General features: G+C 36.2%; 24 protein-coding genes. 14 read left to right on the forward strand and 10 right to left on the reverse strand.

Going from position 1 to position 26,816, the window contains the following annotated elements:
• Nucleotides 1–110 precede the first annotated feature (110 nt).
• The 4 genes from WFH39_RS08675 to WFH39_RS08690 all read right to left on the reverse strand — a co-directional run bounded on the left by WFH39_RS08675 (nucleotide 111) and on the right by WFH39_RS08690 (nucleotide 2,997).
• Nucleotides 111–365 carry a DUF3820 family protein gene (locus tag WFH39_RS08675; RefSeq protein WP_336689790.1) on the reverse strand — a complete coding sequence of 85 codons (255 nt, stop codon included), beginning with the start codon at nucleotides 363–365 and terminating at the stop codon, nucleotides 111–113.
• Nucleotides 366–378: 13 nt separating this feature from the next.
• Complete coding sequence (locus WFH39_RS08680) at nucleotides 379–1,464, reverse strand: AI-2E family transporter (protein WP_214587959.1); 1,086 nt, start codon at nucleotides 1,462–1,464, stop codon at nucleotides 379–381.
• Nucleotides 1,464–2,201 carry a beta-carotene 15,15'-monooxygenase gene (locus WFH39_RS08685; RefSeq protein WP_336689599.1) on the reverse strand — a complete coding sequence of 246 codons (738 nt, stop codon included), beginning with the start codon at nucleotides 2,199–2,201 and terminating at the stop codon, nucleotides 1,464–1,466. Before WFH39_RS08685 ends, WFH39_RS08680 begins: the two co-directional genes overlap by 1 nt.
• A gap of 73 nt (nucleotides 2,202–2,274) precedes the next feature.
• Nucleotides 2,275–2,997 carry a hypothetical protein gene (locus WFH39_RS08690; RefSeq protein ID WP_235132297.1) on the reverse strand — a complete coding sequence of 241 codons (723 nt, stop codon included), beginning with the start codon at nucleotides 2,995–2,997 and terminating at the stop codon, nucleotides 2,275–2,277.
• 47 nt (nucleotides 2,998–3,044) lie between these two features.
• On the opposite strand from WFH39_RS08690, the gene WFH39_RS08695 reads away from it, so the two are divergent.
• Both WFH39_RS08695 and WFH39_RS08700 read left to right on the forward strand, forming a co-directional pair.
• Nucleotides 3,045–4,022: an aminodeoxychorismate synthase component I gene (locus WFH39_RS08695; protein WP_336689600.1), complete on the forward strand. Its 978-nt coding sequence runs from the start codon at nucleotides 3,045–3,047 to the stop codon at nucleotides 4,020–4,022.
• Nucleotides 4,006–4,632, forward strand: a complete 627-nt coding sequence (locus WFH39_RS08700) for an aminotransferase class IV (RefSeq protein WP_214587955.1) — start codon at nucleotides 4,006–4,008, stop codon at nucleotides 4,630–4,632. Before WFH39_RS08695 ends, WFH39_RS08700 begins: the two co-directional genes overlap by 17 nt.
• Here WFH39_RS08700 and menD read toward each other — a convergent pair.
• On the reverse strand, nucleotides 4,629–6,305 hold the full coding sequence (menD, locus tag WFH39_RS08705) for a 2-succinyl-5-enolpyruvyl-6-hydroxy-3-cyclohexene-1-carboxylic-acid synthase (RefSeq protein ID WP_336689601.1): 1,677 nt from the start codon (nucleotides 6,303–6,305) through the stop codon (nucleotides 4,629–4,631). The two genes, WFH39_RS08700 and menD, sit on opposite strands and share 4 nt — an antisense overlap.
• Before the next feature lie 85 nt (nucleotides 6,306–6,390).
• Here menD and WFH39_RS08710 point away from each other — a divergent pair, with 85 nt between their 5' ends.
• Together WFH39_RS08710 and WFH39_RS21195 are read left to right on the forward strand one after the other, a co-directional pair.
• The gene (locus WFH39_RS08710; RefSeq protein ID WP_214587952.1) at nucleotides 6,391–7,341 is read left to right on the forward strand and encodes an isopenicillin N synthase family dioxygenase; all 951 of its coding nucleotides are present in this window, start codon (nucleotides 6,391–6,393) and stop codon (nucleotides 7,339–7,341) included.
• A gap of 174 nt (nucleotides 7,342–7,515) precedes the next feature.
• Nucleotides 7,516–7,683, forward strand: a complete 168-nt coding sequence (locus tag WFH39_RS21195; protein ID WP_442891702.1) for a bacteriocin-like protein — start codon at nucleotides 7,516–7,518, stop codon at nucleotides 7,681–7,683.
• A gap of 74 nt (nucleotides 7,684–7,757) precedes the next feature.
• On the opposite strand, the gene WFH39_RS08715 is transcribed toward WFH39_RS21195, so the two are convergent.
• Both WFH39_RS08715 and WFH39_RS08720 read right to left on the reverse strand, forming a co-directional pair.
• Nucleotides 7,758–8,804 carry a PA0069 family radical SAM protein gene (locus tag WFH39_RS08715; protein WP_336689602.1) on the reverse strand — a complete coding sequence of 349 codons (1,047 nt, stop codon included), beginning with the start codon at nucleotides 8,802–8,804 and terminating at the stop codon, nucleotides 7,758–7,760.
• 124 nt (nucleotides 8,805–8,928) lie between these two features.
• The gene (locus WFH39_RS08720; protein ID WP_235132291.1) at nucleotides 8,929–9,123 is read right to left on the reverse strand and encodes a hypothetical protein; all 195 of its coding nucleotides are present in this window, start codon (nucleotides 9,121–9,123) and stop codon (nucleotides 8,929–8,931) included.
• Nucleotides 9,124–9,298: 175 nt separating this feature from the next.
• Here WFH39_RS08720 and WFH39_RS08725 point away from each other — a divergent pair, with 175 nt between their 5' ends.
• Nucleotides 9,299–9,649, forward strand: a complete 351-nt coding sequence (locus WFH39_RS08725) for a hypothetical protein (RefSeq protein ID WP_235132290.1) — start codon at nucleotides 9,299–9,301, stop codon at nucleotides 9,647–9,649.
• Nucleotides 9,650–9,674: 25 nt separating this feature from the next.
• On the opposite strand, the gene WFH39_RS08730 is transcribed toward WFH39_RS08725, so the two are convergent.
• Together WFH39_RS08730 and WFH39_RS08735 are read right to left on the reverse strand one after the other, a co-directional pair.
• Entirely contained in the window at nucleotides 9,675–12,359 is a 2,685-nt protein-coding gene (locus WFH39_RS08730) for a hypothetical protein (protein WP_336689603.1), read from the reverse strand.
• Nucleotides 12,360–12,391: 32 nt separating this feature from the next.
• Nucleotides 12,392–13,189 (reverse strand): DUF2797 domain-containing protein, encoded by a 798-nt coding sequence (locus WFH39_RS08735; RefSeq protein ID WP_336689604.1) that lies wholly within the window; start codon nucleotides 13,187–13,189, stop codon nucleotides 12,392–12,394.
• A gap of 89 nt (nucleotides 13,190–13,278) precedes the next feature.
• Between WFH39_RS08735 and WFH39_RS08740 the strand changes: the two genes are divergently transcribed.
• The 7 genes from WFH39_RS08740 (at nucleotide 13,279) to msrA (ending at nucleotide 23,487) form a co-directional block, all read left to right on the forward strand.
• Nucleotides 13,279–14,301 (forward strand): GDP-mannose 4,6-dehydratase, encoded by a 1,023-nt coding sequence (locus WFH39_RS08740; RefSeq protein WP_336689605.1) that lies wholly within the window; start codon nucleotides 13,279–13,281, stop codon nucleotides 14,299–14,301.
• 141 nt (nucleotides 14,302–14,442) lie between these two features.
• Nucleotides 14,443–14,664, forward strand: a complete 222-nt coding sequence (locus WFH39_RS08745) for a DUF2795 domain-containing protein (RefSeq protein WP_027382805.1) — start codon at nucleotides 14,443–14,445, stop codon at nucleotides 14,662–14,664.
• A 126-nt stretch (nucleotides 14,665–14,790) separates the two neighbouring features.
• Entirely contained in the window at nucleotides 14,791–17,865 is a 3,075-nt protein-coding gene (gene secA / locus WFH39_RS08750) for a preprotein translocase subunit SecA (protein ID WP_214587940.1), read from the forward strand.
• A 149-nt stretch (nucleotides 17,866–18,014) separates the two neighbouring features.
• A complete protein-coding gene (locus WFH39_RS08755; RefSeq protein ID WP_336689606.1) occupies nucleotides 18,015–20,150 on the forward strand; it encodes a TonB-dependent siderophore receptor in 2,136 nt (711 codons plus the stop codon).
• Nucleotides 20,151–20,214: 64 nt separating this feature from the next.
• On the forward strand, nucleotides 20,215–21,426 hold the full coding sequence (locus WFH39_RS08760; protein ID WP_336689607.1) for a PepSY-associated TM helix domain-containing protein: 1,212 nt from the start codon (nucleotides 20,215–20,217) through the stop codon (nucleotides 21,424–21,426).
• A gap of 84 nt (nucleotides 21,427–21,510) precedes the next feature.
• A complete protein-coding gene (locus WFH39_RS08765; protein ID WP_214587934.1) occupies nucleotides 21,511–22,479 on the forward strand; it encodes an ROK family protein in 969 nt (322 codons plus the stop codon).
• Nucleotides 22,480–22,932: 453 nt separating this feature from the next.
• Nucleotides 22,933–23,487 (forward strand): peptide-methionine (S)-S-oxide reductase MsrA, encoded by a 555-nt coding sequence (gene msrA / locus WFH39_RS08770; RefSeq protein ID WP_336689608.1) that lies wholly within the window; start codon nucleotides 22,933–22,935, stop codon nucleotides 23,485–23,487.
• 151 nt (nucleotides 23,488–23,638) lie between these two features.
• Here msrA and WFH39_RS08775 read toward each other — a convergent pair whose 3' ends face one another.
• Nucleotides 23,639–24,499: a hypothetical protein gene (locus WFH39_RS08775; RefSeq protein ID WP_336689609.1), complete on the reverse strand. Its 861-nt coding sequence runs from the start codon at nucleotides 24,497–24,499 to the stop codon at nucleotides 23,639–23,641.
• A 411-nt stretch (nucleotides 24,500–24,910) separates the two neighbouring features.
• On the opposite strand from WFH39_RS08775, the gene WFH39_RS08780 reads away from it, so the two are divergent.
• Nucleotides 24,911–25,105, forward strand: a complete 195-nt coding sequence (locus WFH39_RS08780) for a hypothetical protein (protein WP_336689610.1) — start codon at nucleotides 24,911–24,913, stop codon at nucleotides 25,103–25,105.
• 70 nt (nucleotides 25,106–25,175) lie between these two features.
• Nucleotides 25,176–26,816, forward strand: coding sequence for a tetratricopeptide repeat-containing sensor histidine kinase (locus tag WFH39_RS08785; protein ID WP_336689611.1), 1,641 nt, complete (start codon nucleotides 25,176–25,178; stop codon nucleotides 26,814–26,816).

Raw genomic sequence — 26,816 nt, forward strand, 5'->3', positions numbered from 1 at the left:
TTTTTACTTCTACTTAATTCTGTTTGCGTTTGGGGACAAAAAATATTTTTTTTTTTTTTTTTAAAAAAAAATTGTTTGGGCGGAATTTCCCCGCCCCCCGAAACTTTATGCTAAAATTTATACGTCTTTGTTTTAGGCTTTTGAAAATTCACCACTCCTCCCCGAATTGGAATCAGCAAATCCATTAAACCATTCAGTTTTATTTCGTAAATCGTTGCTAACTGCATTCCCAGCTTGCCTTTTGGCATTCCTTTTCTGCAAAACCATTCAAGATAGCTTATCGGAAGATCCGCGAGAATGGTTCCTTCGTATTTTCCGAAAGGCATTTTAACAACGCAGATTTCCTGTAGTATTTCAGGGTTTATTCCGTTCTCCATGTTATATCATTAAATCTATTTTACCTTCCAGTTCTTCATTTTTGTTCGGAAGTTCAAGTTCAGGAGTATCATCATCCGAAAACTCATTTCTGTATACCTGAATCAAAAGCAAAGTTAACGAAATTAAAATCGGACCGAAAACCAATCCCATGAATCCAAATAAATTCATTCCCATAATAATCCCGAAAACGGTGTTTAAAGGATGGATATCTTCTAACTTCTTCAGAAGCGTAAAACGAAGCACATTATCGGTTAATCCTACAACAATAAGACAGTAAGCAGCCAATCCCAGTCCTGTTCCCGTATTTCCCTCTGCAATCATATAAATACAGACCGGAATATACACAATTGCTGCGCCCACCACAGGAACCATCGAAGCAGCTGCCGTTAATGCAAAAAGTAAAACCGGGCTTGGCGCATCAAAAATAAAATATCCTACCAGTGCAACAATACCCTGTCCGATAGCAACCACGGGAATTCCGATGGCATTTGCCATGATAAGCTTTCTCATCTTTTCGCCGATCATAGATACATTGGCTCTTTTCAAAGGAGCGGAAGACGACAGAATTCTTTCAAAAAAACGCGGCTTTGCCAACATAAAATAGAGAATAAAATACATCGACATAACTACGGTTAATGTATTTACAGTTCCGCTGAGAGCTTTTGTAGAAAACTGCCCTACGTTGCTTTTCAGCTTGTCCATATTTTCTTTGCTTAAAATATCGAACCCTACTTTATCGAAAATATAAGTATGAATTTTTTCCAGAAATACGTTAAACTTATCCATGTAAGCCTGCGCATTTCCTAATTTCTCAATTAAAAGATCTCCAATAAAATAAATGGGAAGAATAAGAATGACTAAACTGGCAAACATCAGTGTTAATGACGCAAGCCACGGTTTCCAGTTTTTCTCCTCCTGCAGATAAAAGTTATACTTCCTGCAAACCACATAGATGGTAATTGCCCCCAGAACAGAAGGGATAAACAGCGCAAGATTATAACAGATTAAACCTGTAAGAACCAAAATGATAGCAAGAAGAAATACCTGCTTTATTTTAACGCTGCTGATTTGTTCATTTTTATTCATTATTTGTTTATTATTTGTCTTGGTTTTCCTAAATGGGCACAGTAAGTAGAATACATTACGATCATGATAAACGGAAAAGTAGCTATGATGCCTATACAGCAAAGAACAATTCCGCTTATACTAATTAATCCGCCCAACAGACCTGCACCTAAAAACGTACCGTAATTTTCTTTCGCGATGTTAAAAGTTTTGCTGATTGCATCTATTGCATTTGCATTCTCAAACAAAAGGATAGGATAACCTAAAAGAAAAAGTGGATAAACAAACAAGAACGGGATCCCGCACAGTGCTGCGGAAATACCAAAAATAATTGTAGTGCATAAGCAGTACAGAAGGATATTTCCTAAATTTTGACGATACCCGATAAATAGATCAGAAAATTCTATTGCATTTTTAGTATTAAACTTATTGGCAATATAAATTAACCCTACGTAAATAGGAGAAAACAGGATGCCAAAAACACTTGAAACAGAATAATACAAAGAAGCGCCCGGTCGGGTCAAATAATTATATTGAGAAAAATCACCATCCCCAATATCTCTGAAACCGCTAAAGCCTTCCCAGGAATTATAACCTGTAACAGACTGTAATACAAAATCGCCAATTACATAAACGATCATTGCAGCAATCGCATAAAGAAAAATTCCTTTATAGATTTCGAAAGCATGAGAAATAATGGACCCTGTACTTTTTTCCGGAACAGAACCCTGCTGGTCAAATTCATTAAATTCTGACATGGTGTAATTTTTTAATGTTATTACTACCAAATTAATATTTTTTTAGCAGAAATACATTAAAAACACGTCAATTTTATTCTTTTTCGGAGAAAATGGTTTTATAAAGTGAATAAATCATTGCATTCCAGAACGGAAAAGTGAATAAACCTCCTACAAAAAATAAAGTAAATCCAATGTATTTAAAAATTACCGCAACCATCACACAGACAAATATTTCCAGAAAATACATCTTCAATGCTTTCAAATTCAAAGAAATCGATTCGAAGATGGTTCGGTTCATAAAAAACATCATAGGAGCTACAAATATTGTAATACAAACCCAGATTACAGGCAAAATTAAGGTATTGAAAATCATGGCATAAATCAAAAACCAAAAAAGACCGTAAGAAATATATCTGAAGAAATTTGTGCCGTTATAACCTGCCAGCAAATCTCCGATCTCAATTTTCTCTTTTAAATCAATCTTTCTGAAAATCTGAAAAAATCCGAGATTTAAAGGATAAAGGAAAACCAGTGTCCCCAGTAAAGCATAGCTGAAATATCGAGAATTATCTGTTTGCCCAAGTTCCGCAGCTTTTGCTAAATAAGCATCCATTCCATTTTTATAGGCTTCTAGAAGTTCCTGCTGCTGATCCAGAACTCCGAATTTTTCTGCAAAGAAAAACATTGAAGTAAAAAATATGGCAAAGTAAAGCACCGAAAACATCAGCTGAAAAATCAGTGTTTTATTCCAGTAGAAAAATGCCTGCTTCAATATAAAATCTAATCCCGGTTTCTGCGGATATTTGTTTTCCATTAAAAAAATTTTGTGCAAAAGTAAACATCAATAATTACTTTTGCGGAATGTTTTCGGCGAATCATCAAAAATTTATTGAAATGGATGAACTTTCACTACAGAAAGTTCCCTACTTTTTTATCATTGATTTTCTTACGGAGAATGTTGAAATCTTTAAAGAAGATGAAATTGAAAATTCAGGCTTATTAATTGATTTTCAAAACTTTTCAAACGTACAAACAAAGCCTCATTTAAACAAAAAAGTAGAATGGATTTCTTATCCTGAAACTTTGGAAAGCTTTAAAACAGGATTTGATAAAGTTCAGAAAAATATTCGCTTCGGAAATTCTTATCTGGTAAATTATACGCGAAAAACTAAAATTGAGACGAATTTAACACTAAAAGAAATATTTTATCATTCTTCCGCGAAATATAAAGTTTTTTATAAAGATTTTTTCGTATTTTTTTCTCCTGAAACTTTTGTAAAGATCAACGACGGAAAAATTTTTACCTATCCCATGAAAGGCACTATTGATGCTTCTCTGGATAATGCGGCAGAAATTCTTAAAAATGATAAAAAAGAGAAAGCCGAACATTACACAGTGGTAGATTTGCTCCGAAACGATCTGAGCATGGTAGCAGACGATGTGAAGGTTGACAAATTTCAATACATCGATTTCATCAAAACAAAACAAAAAGATTTGTATGCAATGAGTTCCGAAATTTCAGGTAACATCAAACCTGAATTTAATGGAAAACTGGGAAGCATTATGAAAAAACTGCTTCCTGCAGGTTCTATTTTGGGAGCTCCAAAACCTAAAACACTGGAAATTATTCTGGATGCAGAAGGTTATGAAAGAGGATATTATACAGGAGTTTGTGGTTGGTTTGATGGAAAAAATGTCGACAGTTGTGTAATGATCCGTTTTATTGAAAAAGAAGGAGAAGAGCTTTTCTTTAAAAGCGGGGGCGGAATTACACACATGAGCAGGTTAGAAGACGAATATCAGGAAATGAAAAACAAAATCTATGTCCCAATTCATTGAAAGCATTAAAGTAGAAGATCAGGAAATTTATTTGCTTGAATTTCATCAGAAGCGTGTAGACCAGACTTTCGCCCACTTCGGGAAAGAAGGCACAATAGATCTTGCGAAGGTGTACAAACATCTGGATCATGACGAAGACGGTCTTTTTAAGTTGAGACTTGTGTATGATCTTGATAAAAAGATCCGTACCCAAATGATTCCTTATGCAATTCCTGAAATTGATGATTTCCAGCTGGTGGAAAACAACAGTTATGATTACTCTTTTAAGTTTGAAGACCGGAAAGAACTGGAAAAAATGAAGATGAAATCCAAAGCGGAAGAGATTATTATCGTTAAAAACAATCACATTACCGACACTTCATACTCCAACCTTTTATTTCTGAAAGGCAAAGACTGGTTTACACCTTCAACTTATCTTTTGAACGGGGTACAGAGACAAAATCTTTTAAAACATAAAAAAGTAAAAGAAACCGAGATCACTTTACAGAATATAAAGCAATTCTCTCATTTCCAAATTATTAATGCGATGAATGATTTTGACGAAAACTTCATCTATCCTTTGGACAGAATTATCAATCTGCCGGGAAATGAAGAATATTTAGATCTTTAATTTTCTTTCAGGAAGTTGAAATAAGATTTCTGTATATCTGCATTATGCAGAGCCTGTGTATTGATTTCCAATACTTTAGGCTGAACATCCGGTTTAAAGAAATTTTCAAGAACACGGTCTAAAGTTACCTCTTCATCTACTTTTGTATAAGAGAATCCGAAATGTTTGGCTAAATATTCCGCGTTTTTATGGTGTTTTGTGGCGATAAATTCGTCCAGAGTATTCGGATTGGCATTTCCCGGTCCCGGTATAATTTTGAAGATATTTCCTTCGCCGTTATTAAAAATCATAATTCTTACAAACGGCGGAATGTACTGATTCCAAAGTCCGTTAATGTCATAGAAAAAACTTAAATCTCCGGTAATCAATAAGGTAGGATTAGAATTTTTGATTGCAAATCCCATTGCTGTAGAAGTGGAACCATCGATTCCGCTCGTTCCTCTGTTACAGTAAATTCTTCTTTTACCATAATCGAAAAGCTGCGCATATCGTATCGCCGAACTGTTGCTGAAATGAATATTATAATTTTCAGGAACAATCTGTGCCGTTTTATTGAAAAAATAAAAATCTGAAAAATCCACGGAACTAATGAACTTTTCATGTTTTGCATCCTTTTTATCTCTTAAAACATCCCATAGATTGAAATAAGGTTTAGGTTCGAGATTGACAAATTTCAATAATTTAGAAAAGAAAACTTCAGGTTTTACCTCGATCTTTTCGGTCAGGGCAAAATAGGTATCCGGCTGCCATACAGGATCTAAATGCCAGTGTTGTTTTGGCTTTGCCTTTCTTAAAAACTGTTTTACTTTTTTGGAAACAACGTTTTGCCCCACTGTGATCAGCAAATCCGGTGCATACATTTTAAAATCTTCTTCCGTAAAATTGAAAACGTATCGGTCTATATGTCTGAAAAATTTTTCGTGGTATAAATTTGAATTTGCTTCACTCAACACAACAACCGTATGATTTTTAACCAACTGCGTTAGCTGATTTTCCAATTCCGGACTGTGATCTTTGGTTCCCACAAGAATCATGATTCTTTGTGAAGTATTCCAGTCTGCCACAAGATTGGAAGGAATTTCGTATTCTTTCTGTTTGATTGTTTTTTCAACCGTCGGGAAAGTCGGCAATTCTGAAATTAATTCATACAAAGGTTCTTCCAGAGGAATATTGATGTGAACCGGACCTTGTTTTTCAATACAAAGTTCAATCGCTTTTTTAATAATATCAAAATTAATATCTTCCGCATTTTCCTTTCCGTCTTCCAAAAGCTGAAAATCTCCGTAAGAATGCTGATGAAAAAGATTATTCTGACGGATCGTCTGTCCGTCGAAAATATCCACATAATCCGTTGGTCTGTCAGCAGTTAATACCAAAAGCGGAATATTGGAATAAAAAGCTTCCGTGATCGCAGGATAATAATTTACGGAGGCTGAACCACTTGTACAGGTAACTGCAACAGGTTTTTTCTCGCTCATCGCCATTCCCATTCCTACAAAAGCCGCACTCCTTTCGTCCACAATACTGTAACAGTTGAAACTGTCGATCTCTGAAAAATGAATCGCCAAAGGTGCATTTCTGGATCCCGGGGAAACAATGATATCTGAAATTCCGTATTGCTGAAGAAGGTGTGCAAGTATCTGAATACTTCTTTTGGAAGAATATTTTTTCATAATACAAATTTAACTGATAAATGCGTAACACGAAATAATTTTTAATTTAAAAATCTGTAATTTAGCAGTTCGTAAATTTCTAAAAATGGATAAAATACCTAGTGTAGACCTGCGTGATTTCCTTTCGGGTGACCCGGAACGCAAACAGAAATTTGTAAATGAAATCGGAAAAGCTTATGAAGAAATTGGTTTTGTAGCCTTAAAAGGCCATTTTCTTGATGACAAATTGGTGGATGAACTGTATGGAGAGGTAAGAAACTTTTTTGAATTGCCAACGGAAACAAAACAGAAGTATGAGATTCCGGGGATTGGCGGACAAAGAGGCTATGTAGGATTCGGTAAGGAGACTGCAAAAGGCTTCAAAAAAGGAGACTTGAAAGAGTTTTGGCATTTCGGACAATATGTGTCTGATGATTCCCAATACAAAAGCGAGTATCCGGACAATGTAATCGTTGAAGAACTTCCAAAATTCAACGAAGTAGGGAAAGAAGCTTTCCAGATGTTGGAAAAAACAGGACAGTATGTTCTGAGAGCTTTGGCACTGTATCTTGGTCTTGATGAATTTTATTTTGATGATAAAATTGCAGAAGGAAACTCTATTTTAAGACCTATTCATTATCCGCCGATCACGGAAGAGCCGGATGATGCGGTAAGAGCTGCCGCTCACGGAGACATTAATCTGATTACCCTTTTAATGGGTTCTCAGGGGAAAGGTCTTCAGGTTCAGAATCATAACGGAGAATGGATCGATGCGATCGCAGAACCGGATGAACTGATGATTAACGTTGGAGATATGCTTTCGAGACATACCAACAATAAGCTGAAGTCTACGATTCACAGAGTGGTAAATCCGCCAAGAGAATTGTGGGGAACTTCAAGATATTCAATTCCTTTCTTTATGCATCCCGTGAGTTCTATGTCACTGAATGCTCTTGAAAACTGTGTAGACGAAAACAACCCTAAATTGTATGAAGATACAACAGCAGGAGAATTTTTACACGAGAGATTAATTGAATTAGGATTGATTAAAAAATAAATACAGAACCGGGTAATTTTCCCGGTTTTTTTATTTAATTAAATCTCTTAGTGCAAGACAAATCTAAATATTCAAATCTTGATAAAATTATTTGTTGAAAATATACCACAACTGTTTGATTTATTAATTTTTTGATTATCTTTACATTACTATCAAATTTTTAACTAAAACAATATGAAAAATTTAAAAAAATTAAGCAAAAGTCAATTAAAAGGAATTAAAGGAGCAGGCGTTATCAAATCCCTACCGCAAGAACCGGAATTCTGCATGTATGTTTGCGGAGACATCATTGTGTGCGCTACATGCAGCAAGGATTTCAAATGTCCCGTAACAGATATGTAGACCGGACTGCAAAAAGTTATAAAAAAACCGTTCCTGATTGGAGCGGTTTATTTTTTCGTTATTGAAGGAAATCATCAATCAAACAACCTCAGCTGCTGATCTTTTGTTCCTGTAAAATTCTTGACAGAAAGTTTTGGAAATTCTTTACCATCAAAAAATTTTTTTCTCCCTATTTTAAAGGTATTATGAATCATTTCTGCAATATTTCCTTCTCCCTTTTGCCTGTCGAAGAACTTTTTCTCACCTAATTTTCCGCCCCGCATGGATCGGATAAGATTTAATACTTTCTGTGCACGATCTGGAAACGCATTTTCAATCCAGTTAACGAATACCGGTTCTACAGAATCATTTAATCTCACCAGAGTATATCCAAACCCTTGTGCTCCGGCTTCAGCAATGGCTTTCAGTATCGTTAAAGGTTCATCACTGTTTAATCCCGGAATAATGGGAGCAACCATGACATTAACGGGAATTTCATTTTCAGACAGAATTTCTATGGCTTTCAGTTTGTTTTTAGCAGAGCTGGTTCTCGGCTCCATCTTTCTTCTAAGTTCCTCATTTATGGTGGGAATGCTTAGTGAAACGGACACAAGATTCTGTTCAGCTAAAGGTTTCAAAATATCAATATCCCGAATAACCAGAGCATTTTTTGTAAGAACATGGACAGGATGTCTGTAATCCAGACAAACCTGCAGTATCTTTCTGGTAATCTCAAACTGCCTTTCTGCGGGTTGATAACAATCTGTATTTCCGGAAAGTAAAATGGGAGACGGCTGATATCCTCTTTTCTGAAAAAACTTTTCTAAGAGTTCCGGTGCATTTTTCTTCACCATGATCTTTCTCTCAAAATCAATTCCGGCACTGTATCCCCAATATTCATGAGTAGGTCTTGCAAAGCAGTAGGAACAGCCGTGTTCGCAGCCCTGATAAGGATTCATGGAATATTCCATCGGCAAATCATCACTTTTCACCTGATTGACAATGCTTTTTGGGAAAACTTCGGTGAAAGAAGTTTTTATCGTTTCGAAATCATCATCTTCAGGTTCAAAGGTATACCGGTCGAAACGGTTGTTAACGTTTCGCTGAGCGCCCTGTCCTTTTATGATATTTTCGTTCTGCATTTCTGATGTAAAATTAGAGGGTAATGATGTTAAAAAAATAAATTTTAACATTAAAGTTTTCCACAAGAAAAATCCGAAACTTCAAAAGCTCCGGATTTTAACATGATTTAGATATATTTTTTAACTACTTCAGTGCATAAAATTCTACGCCGTGATATTCTTCGTCGTAGTTTTTGTCGTCGAAATGTCTATGATAATCCGAATAGGCATCACTGTATTTTTTATCTTTTCTGTGTAATATTTTTTTAATTCCTATGATACTTAATACTGCCAAAAGACCAACACCTCCTGCCAGTAAAACTCCGACTTCTTTTTTCATATTCTGTCTGATTTATATACGGTCTTTATTGCAAAAAGCATACCCAACCTTTTTCTGTCATTATAATTTTTGTTAACAAATACTGAAAAAAAATTTAAAATTGATTTGTTTTTGCCAATACCACATAAAATAAAGCAATGGTTTAATTATTGTACTTTGAAGAGAAAATAGTATTATGGAAAGCACAGGTAACATTGATAAAATGACAACATTAAGCCAGGTAATGGCAAAATTGGCACAAAGAGGCGTCCACAGAGAATTCCGAATGAATGAAAACTGTGAAATGAAATTTGAAAATTCTGAAAGAATTTACCAGCCTGCAGATCTCACTATTATCAAAACATATCGTTTTGAAGGACCAAGCAGCCCGGATGACAATGCTGTTCTCTATCTGGTAAAAGATTCTGACGGAAATATAGGCATGATCATCGATTCTTACGGAGCAGACAGCAATTATCCCGGCGAAGATTTTGATAAATTCCTAAGAGAAATTGCTTTTGACGAGACTGAAGATTACAATTACTAAAGTTTACATACGATGAAATCCGGACTTATTCAGTTCCGGATTTTTCTTTTTTCTTAAAGATTCCTTTCAGGAAACCTTTCTTCTCGGTTTCTTTTTTGGGCTGCTCTTCTTTATTCTGATCGGGCTTATTCTTTATCTCCTGACCTATTTCTTTTACCGACTGCTTCATGCCTTTTACATCTTCTTTTACATTTTTCACTGTCTTTTTGGCATTCTCAACCGTTTTTTTGGCGCCTTCGATATTAATTCCGATCAAAGTTTTTTTCAATCCCTGCTCAATTCCTTTCCAGAAAAGATTGAAGAAGGATTTTGTAGGATCTCTCTCTACATTTTCTATCTGCACATCTTCAGGAAGCTTTCCTGAATCTGTTTTTACCAGAAGATTGGCAACGGCAGTTAAAAAACCTTTCTTTTCACGGTTGTTTTTATCCAGAATGGCAATTTTAAGATCCTTATGTTTCAGATTAAAACTTCCGTTCAATCCTTTTGGATCTCCTCTGAAATTGAACAGCATTTCCTGAATGGTTCCCGTTGCCGTTACATGAAGATAAGGACGGATAAAAGGATTGATTCCCTGTGCCGGAAGATTGGAGGTTCTTCCGGAAATAGCAAACACATCACGCTGATCGGCAACATCAAAATTCCAGTTTACGAAAAGCGGAGCAAGCTTCATAAAAGAACAGTCTATTTTGATGTCTACTCTTGTCGGTTTTCCTTTCATCTTGGCAGAGTTGAGGTTTTTAACATTCATGTTAAAGTTGCTGAATGTCAGTTTTCCCGGTCCCGCACTTTCTGGCGTATCTTCTTCATACACGAGAACAGAGTTTCTAAGATTCAGATTATTGATTACCATCGGAATTTTTATAGAGCGTAGCAATCTCGAATACAAAGGTTTTTCTTTAGGATCGTCTTTCGGGATTTTACTTCTGAAAATATTGGCATCGGCAGACTCAATGGTTACATTAGAAGCGTTAATCGATTTATTGTCAGAAAACAGATCCCATGTTCCGTTTGCTGTGATCTGATTTACTTTAATATCATATAAATCTCTTTCCACGGGAATCATTTTGATAAACTGGGCTCTCGAAACGATAGGCTTCATCGCAAACTGAGAAAGTCGGATATTGTTTTGATCCACTTTCAGAGCACCCGAAGTCATATTATAAAACTGTGTTTTGTATGCGAAATTACCTGAAGTCAGCGCATAGTTTTTTACATCAACCGCAATTCCTGAGTTGTCCGGTTTTGAGGTAAGCTGAATATCATTAATGGTTGCATTCAGTTTATTAAAACTCAACGGCTGATTGTTTTTGTCATAGGTAATGTCTGAATTTCTCAATACTACTTTTCTGATGATTACCGGAAACTGAATTCCACTGAGATTGGCTGGTTTTTTTGCTGTTTTTATTTCTCCTGCTTTGATGCTTCCTTTCACCTGATCTACCAGAATATCTTTTACATCAAGATTCAGTTTCTTATCAACGGATTCCCATTTATTGATGTTGAAACCAATATAGTTTGCGACAAGATTCATTGAGGTTTTTCCTGCTGCTGAACCATTCGGAACTACGGAAATATTTCGGATTTCTCCTTTTTTCGGATTTAAAGTAAAGCTTTTTAAGTTAAAATCCTGATGATCGGAGTACAAAATATCCTGCGCTGAAAACTGAAAATCTTTATAGCCTACCGGAATAAGCTCTTCTCTTGTTTCTTTATCAAACTTCAGTTTATTGATGTTAAGATTTGCCTTTTTGGTATAGAGAAGCTGATCTCCGTTATGTTTCATCACCTGAACAGTGGCGTTATTCAATTTTATATCTTCGAGATCGATATCAAAATTAACTGGTTTTTTAGGCTTTACCGGAGCTGCATCTGTAGTGTAAATCTTAAAGTCAGGATTATAAAAATTTGCGTTTGCCAGAGAAATTTTATTCTTTTTCAGAACAATATCTTTGAATTCCATTTTTTCGATGTTAAACTGAAAAAGCTGCGTCTTCTTAGGATAGTATTTTTTAAACTGCTCAAAAGTAACGAGCGGAATGAGTTGAAACCGATCAATCGACATTTGTCCGTTTCTCGTTTCTATTTTACTGATTGCCAAAGCATACACATTATCAGGACGGAAGAAGAAATTACTTCCTTTAATGGTATACTGATCGAAAACGACAGGCAATTTATCTTCTACGGCTTCTTCCGTCATCTGAAGATTTTCTACATACAGATTCAGATCCTGCACAGAAAAGAATTTCTGCTTCGTAAATCTGAAAATGCTGATATTTCCTTCATTGATTCGGATGTTGTCAAAACGTACCGGATTTCTTTTCTTTCCTGTTTTTGTATCAACCGGTTTCGCAAGAATAATATTCAGATTAGGTTTAGACAACAGTAAATCCGAAGAACTGATCTGCTTGTTAAAGATGGCATCATAAATCCCGAAACGGCTTATCTTCAGGGTATCAATTGTTCCCTGAAGTCCGATAACATTAAAGTTTTGCGGATTTTTGCTGTTTACGGTAATTCCTGTGGAAAGAATATTTCCCGACACCAGATCCACATCCAGACTTTTGTAGGAAACTTTATAATCTGTATTGTTTTTTATGTACTGCGGAAGCCTTGTTTTCAGCCATATATTCAGTCCAAGATTTGCCAGTAAGATAACTGCAAACAGAATTCCGAGAGCAAGAAATAATTTTTTTACCCATCCTTTCATTTTTTGTGATTTGGTTTTAATTCAATATTCTATTAATTTTTAACAGTCAATTCAATTACATACCCTTCATGTCCTCTTAAGTTAATAAATTCGCCTCCGTCGAAACCTAAATACTGCCCTTTAATTCCTGTTAATTCCCCTGTATATTCGGGTCTTTTATCAAGAGTAAAAGAAGTTACTTTTTCAGGTTTTTCAAACGGATAATCAAATCTCCACAGATTTTCTCCTTCACTGTAGAACTTCTGGAAATCTTCAGGAAAATATTCTTTTATCTTCTGCTGAAAATCGGCAAGATCTATCTCGTCTTCAAAATCATCCTGAAGCATTTTCTTCCAGCTTGTTTTATCGGCAACATGCTGCTTCAAAGCAACTTCTATCATTCCCGCTTCATATCGGTTTTCCGTTCTGGCAATCGGCAGCGCAAATGTTGCACCCTGATCGATCCATCGTGTAGGAATCTGCGTATTTCTCGTAACCCCTACTTTTACTTCTCCCGTGTACGCAAGATAAACGGTATGTGGCTGTAACTGAATTTCCTTTTCTATATCCAAATCCCGTTCCGCAATTCCAAGATGCGCTGTGGAAAGTTCAGGACGAATGATGGTATCACTTGCATAAGGACTTTCAAAAAAGCAGTTTTTGCAGAAACCCATTCTGTAAATCGGTTTATTTTCGCCACAGTTTACGCATTGGTAACCTGTATGTTTAATGGTAAGTTCTTTTCCGAAAAGTTCATTCATGTGAATCAGATCACCGGAAAGATTGAGATAATATTGGATCGGCTCATCGTGGAAGCTCGTCATCTTTAAAATTTGCCCTTGAAACTGCATATTAATTTTATATTACTTTTTTAAGTAAATTTAATGATTATATTTTTCACGAAGTAAATTTATATTTTTGTAAGACGAAAAACATACGGATGAATTATCTTGTAACCGGAGGAAGCGGTTTTATTGGTTCCCACCTTACCGAACAATTATTAAAAAAAGGACATTCTGTCATAAACATTGACAATTTTGATGATTTCTATAGCTATCAGATAAAAATTCAGAATACTTTAGACGCTATTCAATATTTTTCGGATTTTGAATACTCCGGAAAAGATAATGATATTAAAAAATTAATTTCTCTTTCACAATCAGAAAACTACAGATTGTATTATCAGGATATCCGCGATAAAAAAGGACTGGAAGCAATATTTACCCATCATAAAATAGACGCTGTTATTCACCTTGCTGCACTTGCGGGAGTGCGTCCATCCATAGAAAGACCTCTGGAATACGAAGAAGTAAACATCCGAGGAACCATGAATCTTTGGGAACTCTGTAAAGATTTCAATATCAATAAATTTGTCTGCGCTTCCTCATCAAGCGTTTACGGAAATAACGAAAAAATTCCTTTTTCTGAAACCGACAATGTAGACAATCCCATTTCTCCGTATGCAGCAACCAAAAAATGCGGTGAAATTTTAGGACACGTTTATCACGATTTATACAAAATAGATATGATCCAGCTCAGGTTTTTCACGGTTTACGGACCCAGACAAAGACCTGATCTTGCCATTCACAAATTCACAAAATTAATTTCCGAAGATCAGGAAATCCCCTTCTACGGAGACGGAAGTACAGCGAGAGATTATACTTATATTGATGATGTTGTTGACGGTATTTTAAAATCAATCCGCTATCTGGAAAATCATTCAGACGTTTACGAAATCATTAATCTCGGTGAAAGCGAAGTAATTAATTTAAACGAAATGCTTTCCACCATCGAAAAGACGTTGGGAAAATCTGCCATCCGCAAAAATCTGCCAATGCAACCCGGAGATGTCCTGAAAACCAATGCCGATATTACCAAAGCAAAGACATTAATTGGCTACAAACCTGACACAAACTTCCAAAATGGCATAAAAAAATTTGTGGAATGGTTTTTGAGAAAATGACCTCAGTAAGCCGGAAAAAGTACTTTAAACACTTTCTGAAGGCACACGGTGAACAAAATTTAACAAAAAGAATTGAAAATCAAGTATAAAAAAGCATATAATATAAGCTAATTTTATACTTTTGCAAAAAATTAAAAAATTATGTACTGGACATTAGAATTAGCTTCATACTTAAGTGACGCACCTTGGCCAATGACTAAAGCAGAGCTTATCGACTATGCAATCAGAACTGGTGCACCAATGGAAGTGGTAGAAAATCTTCAGGCAATCGAAGATGAAGGGGAAATTTATGACGCGATCGACGAGATCTGGAGCGATTATCCTACGGACGAAGATTATCTTTGGAACGAAGACGAATATTAATGAAAAGCATTAAGCTTTAGGCACTGCTTAGAGCTTTTTTGCCCTTTTTTATATATTATTTTTTACACAATAAGTGTTATTTAAAACGCTTAAAGGATATTCTTTTAAGCATAAAGCAAAAAATTTATGAGTTTTTTAAACAAAGTTCTAAAAGGGTTTTTGGGAGACAAAAAAGCGCAGGACCTAAAAGAAGTAAAAAAAGTTGTAACAAAAATCAAAGCTGTTGAACCCGCTATTCAGCAATTGTCTGATGACGGTTTAAGAGATAAAACTGCTGAGTTTAAAGAAAATATTAAATCTGCAACCAGCAAAATCACAGCACAGATAGAACAGATCCAGGAGCAGATCAAAAATTCGAAAAACGTAGACGAAAAAGAAGCGCTTTTCTCGAAGATTGAGTCTCTGAAAAAAGAATCATACGAAATTGAAGAAAAAGTTCTGAGCCAGATTCTTCCTGAAGTCTTCGCTTTGGTGAAAGAAACAGCAAGAAGATGGGCGCAAAACGGAGAAATCCGCGTAACGGCTTCAGACTGGGACAGACAATTGGCTGCCGCAGGAAAAGATTTCGTGGAAATTCAGGGCGATCAGGCAGTCTGGAAAAACTCATGGGACGCTGCAGGAACTCCAGTAAACTGGGATATGGTACACTATGATGTACAGTTCATCGGTGGGGTAATTCTTCACAGCGGAAAAATTGCTGAGATGGCGACTGGAGAAGGTAAAACTTTGGTAGGTACGCTTCCAATTTTCTTAAATGCACTTCCGGGAAGAGGTGTTCACGTAGTAACGGTGAACGACTATCTTGCGAAAAGAGACTCGGCGTGGATGGGACCATTGTACCAATTCCACGGAATGAGCATTGACTGTATCGATAATCACCAGCCAAACTCAGACGGAAGAAGAAAAGCATACAATTCAGATATTACCTACGGAACGAATAATGAATTCGGTTTCGATTATCTGAGAGACAACATGGTAACTTCACCTTCAGAACTGGTACAAAGAGAACTGAACTTTGCGATCGTGGATGAGGTAGACTCTGTATTAGTAGATGATGCAAGAACACCGTTAATTATTTCAGGTCCTGTTCCACAGGGAGACAGACAGGAATTTGATGTTCTTAAACCTTCTATCGACAGAATTGTTGAAGTTCAGAAAAAAACAGTTTCCACTATATTTAATGAAGCGAAAAAATTAATCGCTGCAGGAAATACAAAAGAAGGAGGATTTAAATTGCTTCAGGCTTACAGAGGTCTTCCTAAGAGCAGACAATTAATTAAATTCTTATCGGAAAGCGGAAACCGTGCATTGCTTCAGAAAGTAGAAGCGCAGTATATGCAGGACAACAACCGCGATATGCCGATTGTAGATAAAGATCTTTACTTCGTTATTGAAGAAAAAAACAATCAGGTTGATCTTACAGACAAAGGTGTTGAATACATGTCTCAGGGAAATTCTGATCCTAATTTCTTCGTTCTTCCGGACATTGGAACAGAAATCGCAGAACTGGAAGCTAAGAATTTATCTAAAGAAGAAGAATTTGAAGCTAAAGAAAGACTTTTCTCTGATTTTGCTGAAAAATCTGAAAGAGTTCACACGATGAGCCAGTTGCTGAAAGCATACACATTATTTGAAAAAGATGATGAATATGTGGTTATTGACGGTGAGGTAAAAATCGTCGATGAACAGACAGGTCGTATCATGGAAGGAAGACGTTATTCAGACGGTCTTCACCAAGCGATTGAAGCGAAAGAAAATGTAAAAATCGAAGCTGCAACGCAGACTTTTGCAACCATTACCCTTCAGAATTATTTCCGTATGTACAATAAACTTGCGGGGATGACGGGTACTGCAGAAACGGAAGCGGGTGAGCTTTGGGAAATTTATAAATTAGACGTTGTGGTAATTCCTACCAACCGTCCGATTTTAAGACATGACAAACAGGATTTGGTTTACAAAACCAACAGAGAAAAATACAATGCTGTAATTGAAGAGGTTGAAAAACTGACGGCTGCAGGAAGACCTGTTCTGGTAGGTACAACTTCTGTTGAAATTTCACAGTTATTATCAAAAGCCCTTCAGTTAAGAAAAATTCCTCATCAGGTTCTGAATGCAAAACTTCACAAGAAGGAAGCAGAAATTGTTGCAGGAGCAGGACAGCCGGGTGTTGTAACCATTGCAACCAACATGGCAGGTCGTGGTACGGATATTAAATTATCTAAAGAGGTAAAAGAAGCAGGAGGTCTGGCAATCATCGGGACAGAAAGACACGATTCAAGACGTGTTGACAGACAGTTGAGAGGTAGAGCAGGAAGACAGGGAGATCCGGGAAGTTCTCAGTTCTATGTTTCTCTGGAAGATAACTTAATGCGTTTATTCGGTTCTGAAAGAATTGCTAAAATGATGGACAGAATGGGTCATAAGGAAGGTGAAGTGATTCAGCATTCCATGATCTCAAAATCTATCGAAAGAGCGCAGAAAAAAGTAGAGGAAAACAATTTCGGAACAAGAAAGAGACTTCTTGAGTACGATGATGTAATGAACAAACAGCGTGACGTTATCTACAAGAGAAGAAAGAATGCTTTGTTCGGAGATCACCTGAAGTACGACATCACCAATATGATCTTTGACGTGGCAAATTCTATTGCTGCGAAAGGAAAAGCGACAGGAAGCTATAAAGATTTCGAATACGAGATCATCAAAACATTTACGATGGAATCTCCGGTTTCTGAGAACGATTTCAAGAATAAAACGGTTCAGGATTTAACGAATATTTTATTCAAAGCGGCTCAGGAAGATTATCAGATGAAACTGAACTTACTGAAAGAAAAATCGTTCCCGATTATCGAGAATGTTTATCAGAATCAGGGTTCAATGTTCAGAATGATTCAGGTTCCTTTCACAGACGGTCATAAAACAATGACGATCGTAACCGATCTTAAAGAAGCTTATGAAACGCAGTGCGACAGCTTAATCAACGATTTTGAAAAGAACATTACGTTATCCATCATCGATGAAAACTGGAAGCTTCATCTTCGTGAAATGGACGATTTAAGAAGATCTTCTCAGGGAGCTGTTTACGAGCAGAAAGATCCATTGGTAATCTACAAGCAGGAATCTTTCCACTTATTCAGCGAAATGATTGATAAATTAAACAAAGAGATTATCTCATTCTTATACAAAGGTGAAATTCCTGCATAAGAATTATTAACCATACTTTAAAAACCGTTACAAGTCAGTTTGTAGCGGTTTTTTGTTGCACTCTCCTTTTGTTTTTATGACAAAAATCAATTTTATTATTTATTTAGAATAATTAAAAACAATATATTTGCATAAAAATTTAGGGTTTCATGAAAAATGTACTGATCTGTGCTTCGCTGTTAGGTTCTATGCTAACGTTTGCTCAGGAAAAAGATTCAATTAAAGGAAATGATATTGAAGAGGTAATTGTAAATGGAAAGTATTACAAGAAATATGTAGAAAAGGAAGGTTCTTCTTCTATACGTCTGGACGAAGAATTAATCAAGATTCCTCAGAATGTTTCCATCATTACAAACAGGGCATTGGAAGATCAGCAGGTTACCACTTTGGGAGACGGTGTTCTTAGAAACGTTGCAGGAGCACAGAGGCTTGAACATTGGGGAGACATGTACACCAGAGTAAATATGAGAGGTTCCAGAGCCGCAGCTTTTATGAATGGAGTAAATGTAACTTCAAACTGGGGACCGCTTAGCGAAGATATGTCTTATGTAGACCACATTGAATTTGTAAAAGGACCTTCCGGATTTTTGATGTCTAACGGAGAACCGAGCGGAATTTACAATATCGTCACTAAAAAACCGACAGGACAGTCTTTAAACGGTTCTGCAAGAGTAACTCTCGGAAGCTTTAATATGTACAGAGGAGAAGCCGATATAGATACTAAAATTACAGATAAAGTGGCTTTCAGATTAAATTTAATGGCTCAGAATAAAAACAGTTTCAGAGACTATGAATTTAATGACAGATACATCATTAATCCTTCCTTAAAGGTAAATCTTACCGATAAAACGACTTTAACAGCAGAATATATTTACCAGAAAGCAAAAATGTCTGAAGTAGGATCTGCCTACGTATTCAGCTATGAAGGCTATGCCACGAAACCAGTTGAATACACCATGACCGATCCCGGAATTGCGCCAACCAATGTGGATAATAATACCGTAAATGTAAATCTTCAGCATAAATTTAACAGCAACTGGAAACTGACTTCACAGCTTACTTATGTGAATGAATATACCTTGGGAAGCGACATCTGGCCTTCTCAATTTTTACCGAATGGAGACATGATCAGAACGCTTTATTTCTGGGAAGCCAGCAACGTGATGAAATTCGGGCAGGTATTTCTGAACGGTTATTTCAAAACAGGAGCTGTTTCGCATAAAATCCTGACAGGGCTTGATCTCGGATCTAAAAAATATTTGGCAGACTGGAACCAGAAACATAATCTGGATACAGCCGCCAAGCCTTTTAACATCAATTCCACAACATACAGCCCGCCTTCCAACGGATATGCACAGTTTGATACAAGCACTTCGCTGGAAAGCAGAGCAACTCCATACGGAACTATTGAACAAAATTATACCGGATTGTATATTCAGGATGAATTAGGATTCTTTAATGATGCTTTAAGGCTAACCCTTGCTGCACGTTATACGAATGTGAAAGAAAATTCTTACGGAACCAAAGCAGAAGCGGACAAAATTACGCCGCGAATCGGAATAAGCTATTCGATTGATGACAATACTTCTGTGTACGGTTTATACGATCAGTCTTTCGTTCCACAGGCAGGATTTTTCAGAACCGGAGGAATTCCTAAACCGATTACCGGAAATAATATGGAAGTCGGGGTAAAAAGAGACTGGTTCGGCGGAAAATGGAATACCACATTGTCTTTATACAATATCATCAAAAGAAATTCTACGGTTGCAGATCCTGCAAACAGCGCTCTTGAAAACTTTATCATTGATCTGGGTAAAACAAGAGTTCAGGGAATTGAATTTGATCTGAAAGGTGAAATCACAAGAGGATTTAATGCCATCTTTAACTATGCTTTCACGGAAAACAAAATCACAGAATCCAATGATCCTGTAAGCAATCCTGTAGGAATGAGAATTCCGGGCTATGCGAAACACACGATGAACGGATGGCTGAACTATACCTTCACACAGGGAACTCTGGAAGGCTTTGGCTTATCATTCGGGGGAACCTATCTTGCAGACCGAAGCAGCTGGAACTGGGCAAATAGCGGAACGCAGAAAGACATGGACGATTATGTAAAATTTGACGCGGGACTTTCGTGGGAAAACACAAAATTCAGAGTCGGACTCAATGTTTTCAATGTTTTCAACAGGTACCTTTATTCGGGATCGCCTTACGGAGCCTACTATTATTATCAGGCTGAAGCCCCGAGAAACTTCAGACTTTCTGTCGGATATAAATTTTAATTATCAATCATAAAAGTTAGCCTTTCCGGAGGCTGACTTTTCTTTCATTAAAAGTTTAATAAAAATGAGGAAAAAGCATCATCATAAAAAAAAGCCGGATGCCTTTAAAAAATGGACGGGAAAACTGCATTTGTGGCTCGGTCTTGGAGTTGGATTTCTGATCTTCATTATTTCGATAACCGGAGCATTGTACGTTTTCAAAGATGAAATTGAAAATGCGACAAGAAAAGACGTGATCTACCATAACGAGCAGAACTTCAATCAGAAACAGGTTCTTCCGATAAGAACACTCGAAAAAGCAGTGGTTTCGCAGGTAAAAGAAAAATATCCTGTGCATTGGGTGAATATTCCGATTGATAAAAAGATGTCCTATCTTTTCTACTGGTACGAACACGATCCGAAAGGCTGGAATTATTTTGATGAATTTCCCATCTATAAAGTAGCTTATGTAAATCCTTACAGCGGAAAGGTTTTAGGAACGTACGACGAGAAAAACGGATTTTTTCAGATTGTTAAAATGATCCACTGGAGTTTTCTCTTAAAGCAATCCTGGGGAACCTACGTTGTGGGAATTCCTGTCCTGATCTTTGTATTCATGCTGATTTCCGGAATCATTCTATGGTGGCCTAAAAACAAAGCCGCAAGGAAACAGCGTTTCTCTTTCAAATGGAAAAATGTAAAAAACTGGAAAAGAAAAAACTATGATCTTCACAATGTTTTAGGTTTTTATGCTTCCGTTTTCGCGCTGATTTTCTCCATAACCGGATTGTTTTACGCCTTTCTATTCGTTCAGTCATCAATATATTTCATCTTTTCAGGAGGAAAAACCGCTTATCCCGACTTTTCATCCATCACAACAAAAGCACCGATTGAATGGAGAACCGAAGGAACTTTAGACAAAATAAGCAATACCGTTAAAGCAAAATATCCCGATTCCTATAATTTCTCTATTGATCTCGGACACGAACATATGGACGACCACGAACATCCGAATTTTGAAGTCTATGTAAAACACCTCTCCTATTCCTATCACAAAAGCAGCAGTTTAATCTTTGATGAAAACTCTGGAGAGCTGCTTCACACGCACGATATGAAAGACAAAAATTTCGGCGAAAAAACAGTCGGAGCCAACTACGATATACATGTCGGATCTATATTGGGACTTCCCACAAAGATCATTGCTTTCATTGTAAGTCTGATCTGTGCCTCATTACCCGTTACAGGCTTTATGATCTGGTGGGGAAGAAGAAAAAAGAAAACACCGAAAACAACATAATATTTTTTTTAAATAAATCTTTGGTTAATCGTCTCAGAATACAATCTTTTTTATAATTTTAACCTTTTAGAATTTTAGAATAGAATGTCATTAGTAGATTTGTCAAAAAACGTTGCGCTCGGAATTGATATTGGCGGAACGAACACAAAATTTGGAGTGGTAAACCACAGAGGCGAAGTTTTGGAAAAAGGTAACATCCGTACAGAAGCCTATCCTACCGTAGAAGAATATATTGACGCTTTATACGAGGCGGTCTATCCTCTGATCGAAAGCCACGGAAAAGACAAAAACTTCGATGGGATCGGGGTCGGTGCTCCCAATGCCAACTACTATACAGGAACCATAGAACAGGCTCCCAATCTTCCGTGGAAAGGAATCATCCCTTTTGCGGAACTGATGTCGGCAAAATTTGGGCTTCCGTGTACCATTACTAATGACGCGAATGCCGCAGCCATCGGAGAAATGCTTTTCGGCGCTGCAAGAGGCATGAAAGATTTCATCATGATTACTCTGGGAACAGGCGTTGGAAGCGGAATTGTTGCAGGAGGAAAACTCATCTACGGACACGACGGATTTGCCGGAGAGCTGGGACATACGATCGTAAAACCCGGCGGAAGAAAACACTGGAGTACGGGTTCTGAAGGCTGTCTTGAAGCCTACGCATCGGCAACCGGAATTGCGATTACCGCAAAAAAGATGAGAGCCGAATTTCCTGAATCTTTACTCAATCAGTATCCTGAAGAATCCATTAATTCTAAAACCGTTCACGAATGCGCTTTACAGGGCGATCCGATTTCTATTGAAGTGTTCCGGTATACCGGACAGAAACTGGGGGAAGCTTTAGCCAATTTTGTAATGTTCTCTTCTCCGGAAGCCATTCTTTTATTTGGCGGCGTGATAAAAGCAGGAGATTTTATTTTAAAACCAACCAAACTTCATATGGAAAGAAACTTACTTCCTATTTTCAGAAACAAGGTAAAATTGGTTTTCAGTGAACTGGACGAAGCGGATGCTGCTATTTTAGGCGCAAGTGCTTTAGTCTGGGAAAAATAACCGGAACATTTTGATTATCTGCGTCTGATTTCCATTAAATTTTTAACGCAAAGTCAGCAAAGATTTTAAATAATACAGGCATCCTTTTTTAAGGGTGCTTTTTTTGTTTTAATTTCATCTTTAGAGATGCTTCGACAGGCTCAGCATGACATCGCTAATACTAATCTCTGTGAGTAACAAATTTGCAGCACGGTCATCCTGAGCGCGAAGCAGTCGAAAGATCTCTATTCTATCCCAATATCTTTATTAAATTCTCTCGCAGATTGTGCAGATAATGCAAATTTTTAAATTTTATTTGATGAAATATTTGTGCTGATTGTGTTTGAAAAAATTTGTCTCATCTATCATGACAATTTGAATTTTGAACGCCCGATTGAAAAACTTTTCCTTATTTTTGATAGGTTTTTTCTCCATCGGTCACAGGAGAAAACAAGATATTACAATAATTAATTTATGGATAACAACAATTTAGAACAGATTACTTTCGGGGGCGGATGTTTTTGGTGTGTGGAAAGCTGTTTCAATATGCTGAAAGGAGTACATTCTGCGGTTTCCGGATATTCGGGAGGTCACAAAGACCATCCTACGTATGAAGAGGTATGCACCGGAGAAACCGGACATGCGGAAGTGGTACAGATCACTTACGATCCTGCCGTTATTTCTTATGAACAGTTAATGGATGTTTTCTTTTTCCTTCACGATCCTACCCAGCTTAACAGACAGGGAAATGATATCGGAACACAATACCGTTCTGTTATTTATTACAAAGACGATGCGGAAAAGGCAAAAGCTGAAGCGGCAATTGAAAAATCCAAAGAGTCCGGAAGATGGCATGGAACCTATGTAACGGAAGTAACGAAATTCGATAAATTCTGGGCGGCGGAACAGTATCACCAAGGATATTATAATGAAAATCCGACTCAGCCGTATTGCAGCGCTGTGGTAGGACCGAAAATTCAGAAGTTTAAAAAGCATTTCGACGAACTGGGAATGCTGAATGAACAATAATTTATTGTTTATCCGTGATCTGTCATCGCAGAAAATTTAGCACAGACGATTTTTAATATCGCTAGTTAGAGAGCGTTAATATCATAGAATTCGGGCGGTTTCCTTTGGAAACCGCCCGAATTTCTGTTAGCTATTTTATAGATTTTTTTAACTATTCTTCTTCTAGTACCGCATTTTCTCCGGCATACGTTTCAAGGATGCCTTTCGAAACATCTTTCAGCATTTTTCCGTTTTCAGGATGCTGTCCAAAATTTGTGAAAAATTCTACGTGATTATTGCTTTTATCATACCAGACTTTCCGCATTGAGTTTTTTTCGTTAAGTGTATCAGGTCTTGTAATCTTTTTAAAGTATACAAATAGAGTTCTATCCATTGGAATCACATCCTTTTGAGGTCCTAAATAACTGCTGTCTGTTGCCATATATCGGTCTCTATCCCAATACATATATGGTTTTTCAACAGCAGGAGGAAGAGGGTCTGAAACAAAACGGACACGTTTTCCTTTATTACCAGAAAAAGCAACGCCTCCAGTTACCATTAGTAAAACAAATGTCATCTCTAAAATACCTAAACCATTCTGTTTTATAAAATCTGGTACTTTAAAATGTTGATCATTATTATTGTTATTTGAGTTTGTATTATTAATAGTAACATTAACATTGGGTATGCCATTTACTGAAGAAACTTCCTCGTTATCGACATCTATTTTCACAGTAGTTTTACTCGCACATTCACCTTTCTTTTCAATAGTTTTACAAAAATCTTCATAATCATTAAAGTCTAAGTATTGACTCAACCTATTAAGGATCAAGGTCTCTATACCTTTTTCTTCATTATTTCCATCAATATAAGCCTCATAATATCTACAGAGTGTTCTACCGGAAATTCTAAATTTCAACTTATTATAGATTGCATCAGCAAGATCATCTGACCATCCGTTTTTTGTATCCTTTTCAGATGTTTCTTTAATACGGTCAAAAACGTAATTGATTAATTGTTTTCTTTTGGACATAATTAGTTTTTTAAGGATACTACAAAATAGGTGATTTTCTACCATGTCGCATTACGGAAATCCGTAAAGCATTCCTGTCCATAAGTGTCCATTGAAGTCTATGTTTTGTCCATAATTACCTGAAAAAATTATCAGAAATTTGTATCAGAAATCAGTGAGAAACAAACAATTAAAACAACAGAATACAACAAAGTTACGAAACTGATTTCAAAAATTGCCAGATAAAACGGAAGAAAACTCCGGGTTGGGAAGCAGATGTTTCTCTTCCGTTTTTGAAGGTTCACTTCCCAAAAAAAATTTAAGAAGCGCTTCGAAAATTTTAACAGTGTACAGCTCGGGATTAATCTCCTGAGAGGAAGAAAATTATCCAAACTCTTATAAAATTTTTAAAAAATGTTAAACTTAATATTGATGCTAATCTCATTAGCATTCGGGAATAATAATGCCAATACTTCAGGTAACAATAACAGCAATGATAACGGACAGTCAACAACTCAATTGGCAGATCCAGGAACGGGAACCAATCCGGGAACTGGAACCAATCCGGGAACTGGAACTAATCCGGGAGACACAGGTGGAGATACAGGACAAACACCTCCAAGATAAATTATTAAATAGATAAGCGAAGGAGTAATCTTTCGCTTATTTTTTTTAATTTAGTTAAAACTAAAAAGCATTGAAACCACTACATTTTATTATTTTACTATTTATTTTATCCTGTTCACAAAATCAAAAACAAGAAAATGCTAATAATAATTCATTTTATAATAAGGCATGGGAGTTTAAAGATAAGGGTGACACAGATAATGCTCTAATAAATTTTTACAAAGCAAAAGATCTTTTTTTAAAAAATCAAGATAGTATTGGAGCTGGTAAAAGCTTAATTAATATTGGAATTATTTTAACTGAAAAAGGAGATTATTTTGGAGCACAAGAAACCTCATTAGATGCAACGAACTATTTTAATAAAAATGTTCCTTCAAACTATGAATTTATAAAATCAAATTATAACAATTTAGGAGTAGCATCTTATAATTTAAAAGATTATGAAAGTTCATTAAAATTTTATGATCAAGCTATTAAATTTTCAAATAATATTTTAGATACTCAAATTTATTTAAATAATAAAGCTCGGGTTCTTCAGGATACTAAAGATTATGATAAGGCTTTAAAAATTTATAATCAAATCTTTAGAAATGTTAGTAAGAACAAGGAAGAATATGCACGGACTTTAACAAATTTAGCTAAAACAAAATGGCTGAAAAATCAAGCCTATAATCCGATTCCGGAGTTAAACAAATCATTAGATATTCGAGTAAAGGAAAATGATCTTTGGGGGCAAAATTCAAGTTATGCTCATCTTGCTGATTATTATATAAAAAAGAATAAAGTAGATTCTGCTTTATTTTTTGCAAATAAAATGTACTTAGTTTCAAAAAAGCTTAAGAGTCCTGATGACCAATTAGAAGCGTTACAAAAACTTATAATTGTAGAAAATCCAATAAATTCAAAACAATATTTTCTTTTATATCAAAAATTAAACGACAGCATTTCTATCTCACGAAGTAAAGCTAAAAATCAATTTGCTTTAATAAGATTTGATGTTGAAAAAATTAAAGGAGAAAGTGCCGAAAAAAGCAATAGCATTTTAAAACTTTTAATTGGAGTTGCTACATTAATCGTTACAATTATCTTTATTATAATCTGGTATAGAAGAAGACAATTAAAATTAAAACAAGAAAAGGAGCTCGAAGTCAAAAATACGCAGCTTAAAATATCGAAAAAAGTGCATGATGTAGTTGCGAATGGGATTTATCAGGTAATGGCAAAGATTGAAAATCAGGAAGATTTTGATCGTGAAAAGACTTTGGATGAACTGGAATTTGTCTATGAAAAATCCAGAAATCTTTCTTATGAAAAAGCGGGTGAAGAAAAAGAGTTCAGTCAGGAAATTTCAGAACTTATCGCATCCTTTAATAATGCAAGTGTAAAAACTTTTACGGCAGGAAACAGTTCCTCTGTCTGGACAAATATTTCTGCACCGGTAAAAGAAGAAATCTATCAGGTACTCCGTGAACTTATGGTTAATATGAAAAAGCACAGTAAGGCAAGTCATGTAGCCGTAAAATTTGAAAAAGCGGATCAAAATATAGAGATTCAGTATAAAGACAACGGAGTGGGAATTTCCGGAGACCTTATTTATAAAAACGGATTGCGCAATACGGCTTCCCGCATAGAAGGAATCGGCGGGAACATTACTTTTGAAACAAAAATTGAAAAAGGACTGAAGGTAAATATTTCCTTCCCTTCTTCATAA

Source organism: Chryseobacterium sp. MMO-72 (assembly GCF_037146035.1).
GTDB lineage: Bacteria > Bacteroidota > Bacteroidia > Flavobacteriales > Weeksellaceae > Chryseobacterium > Chryseobacterium indicum.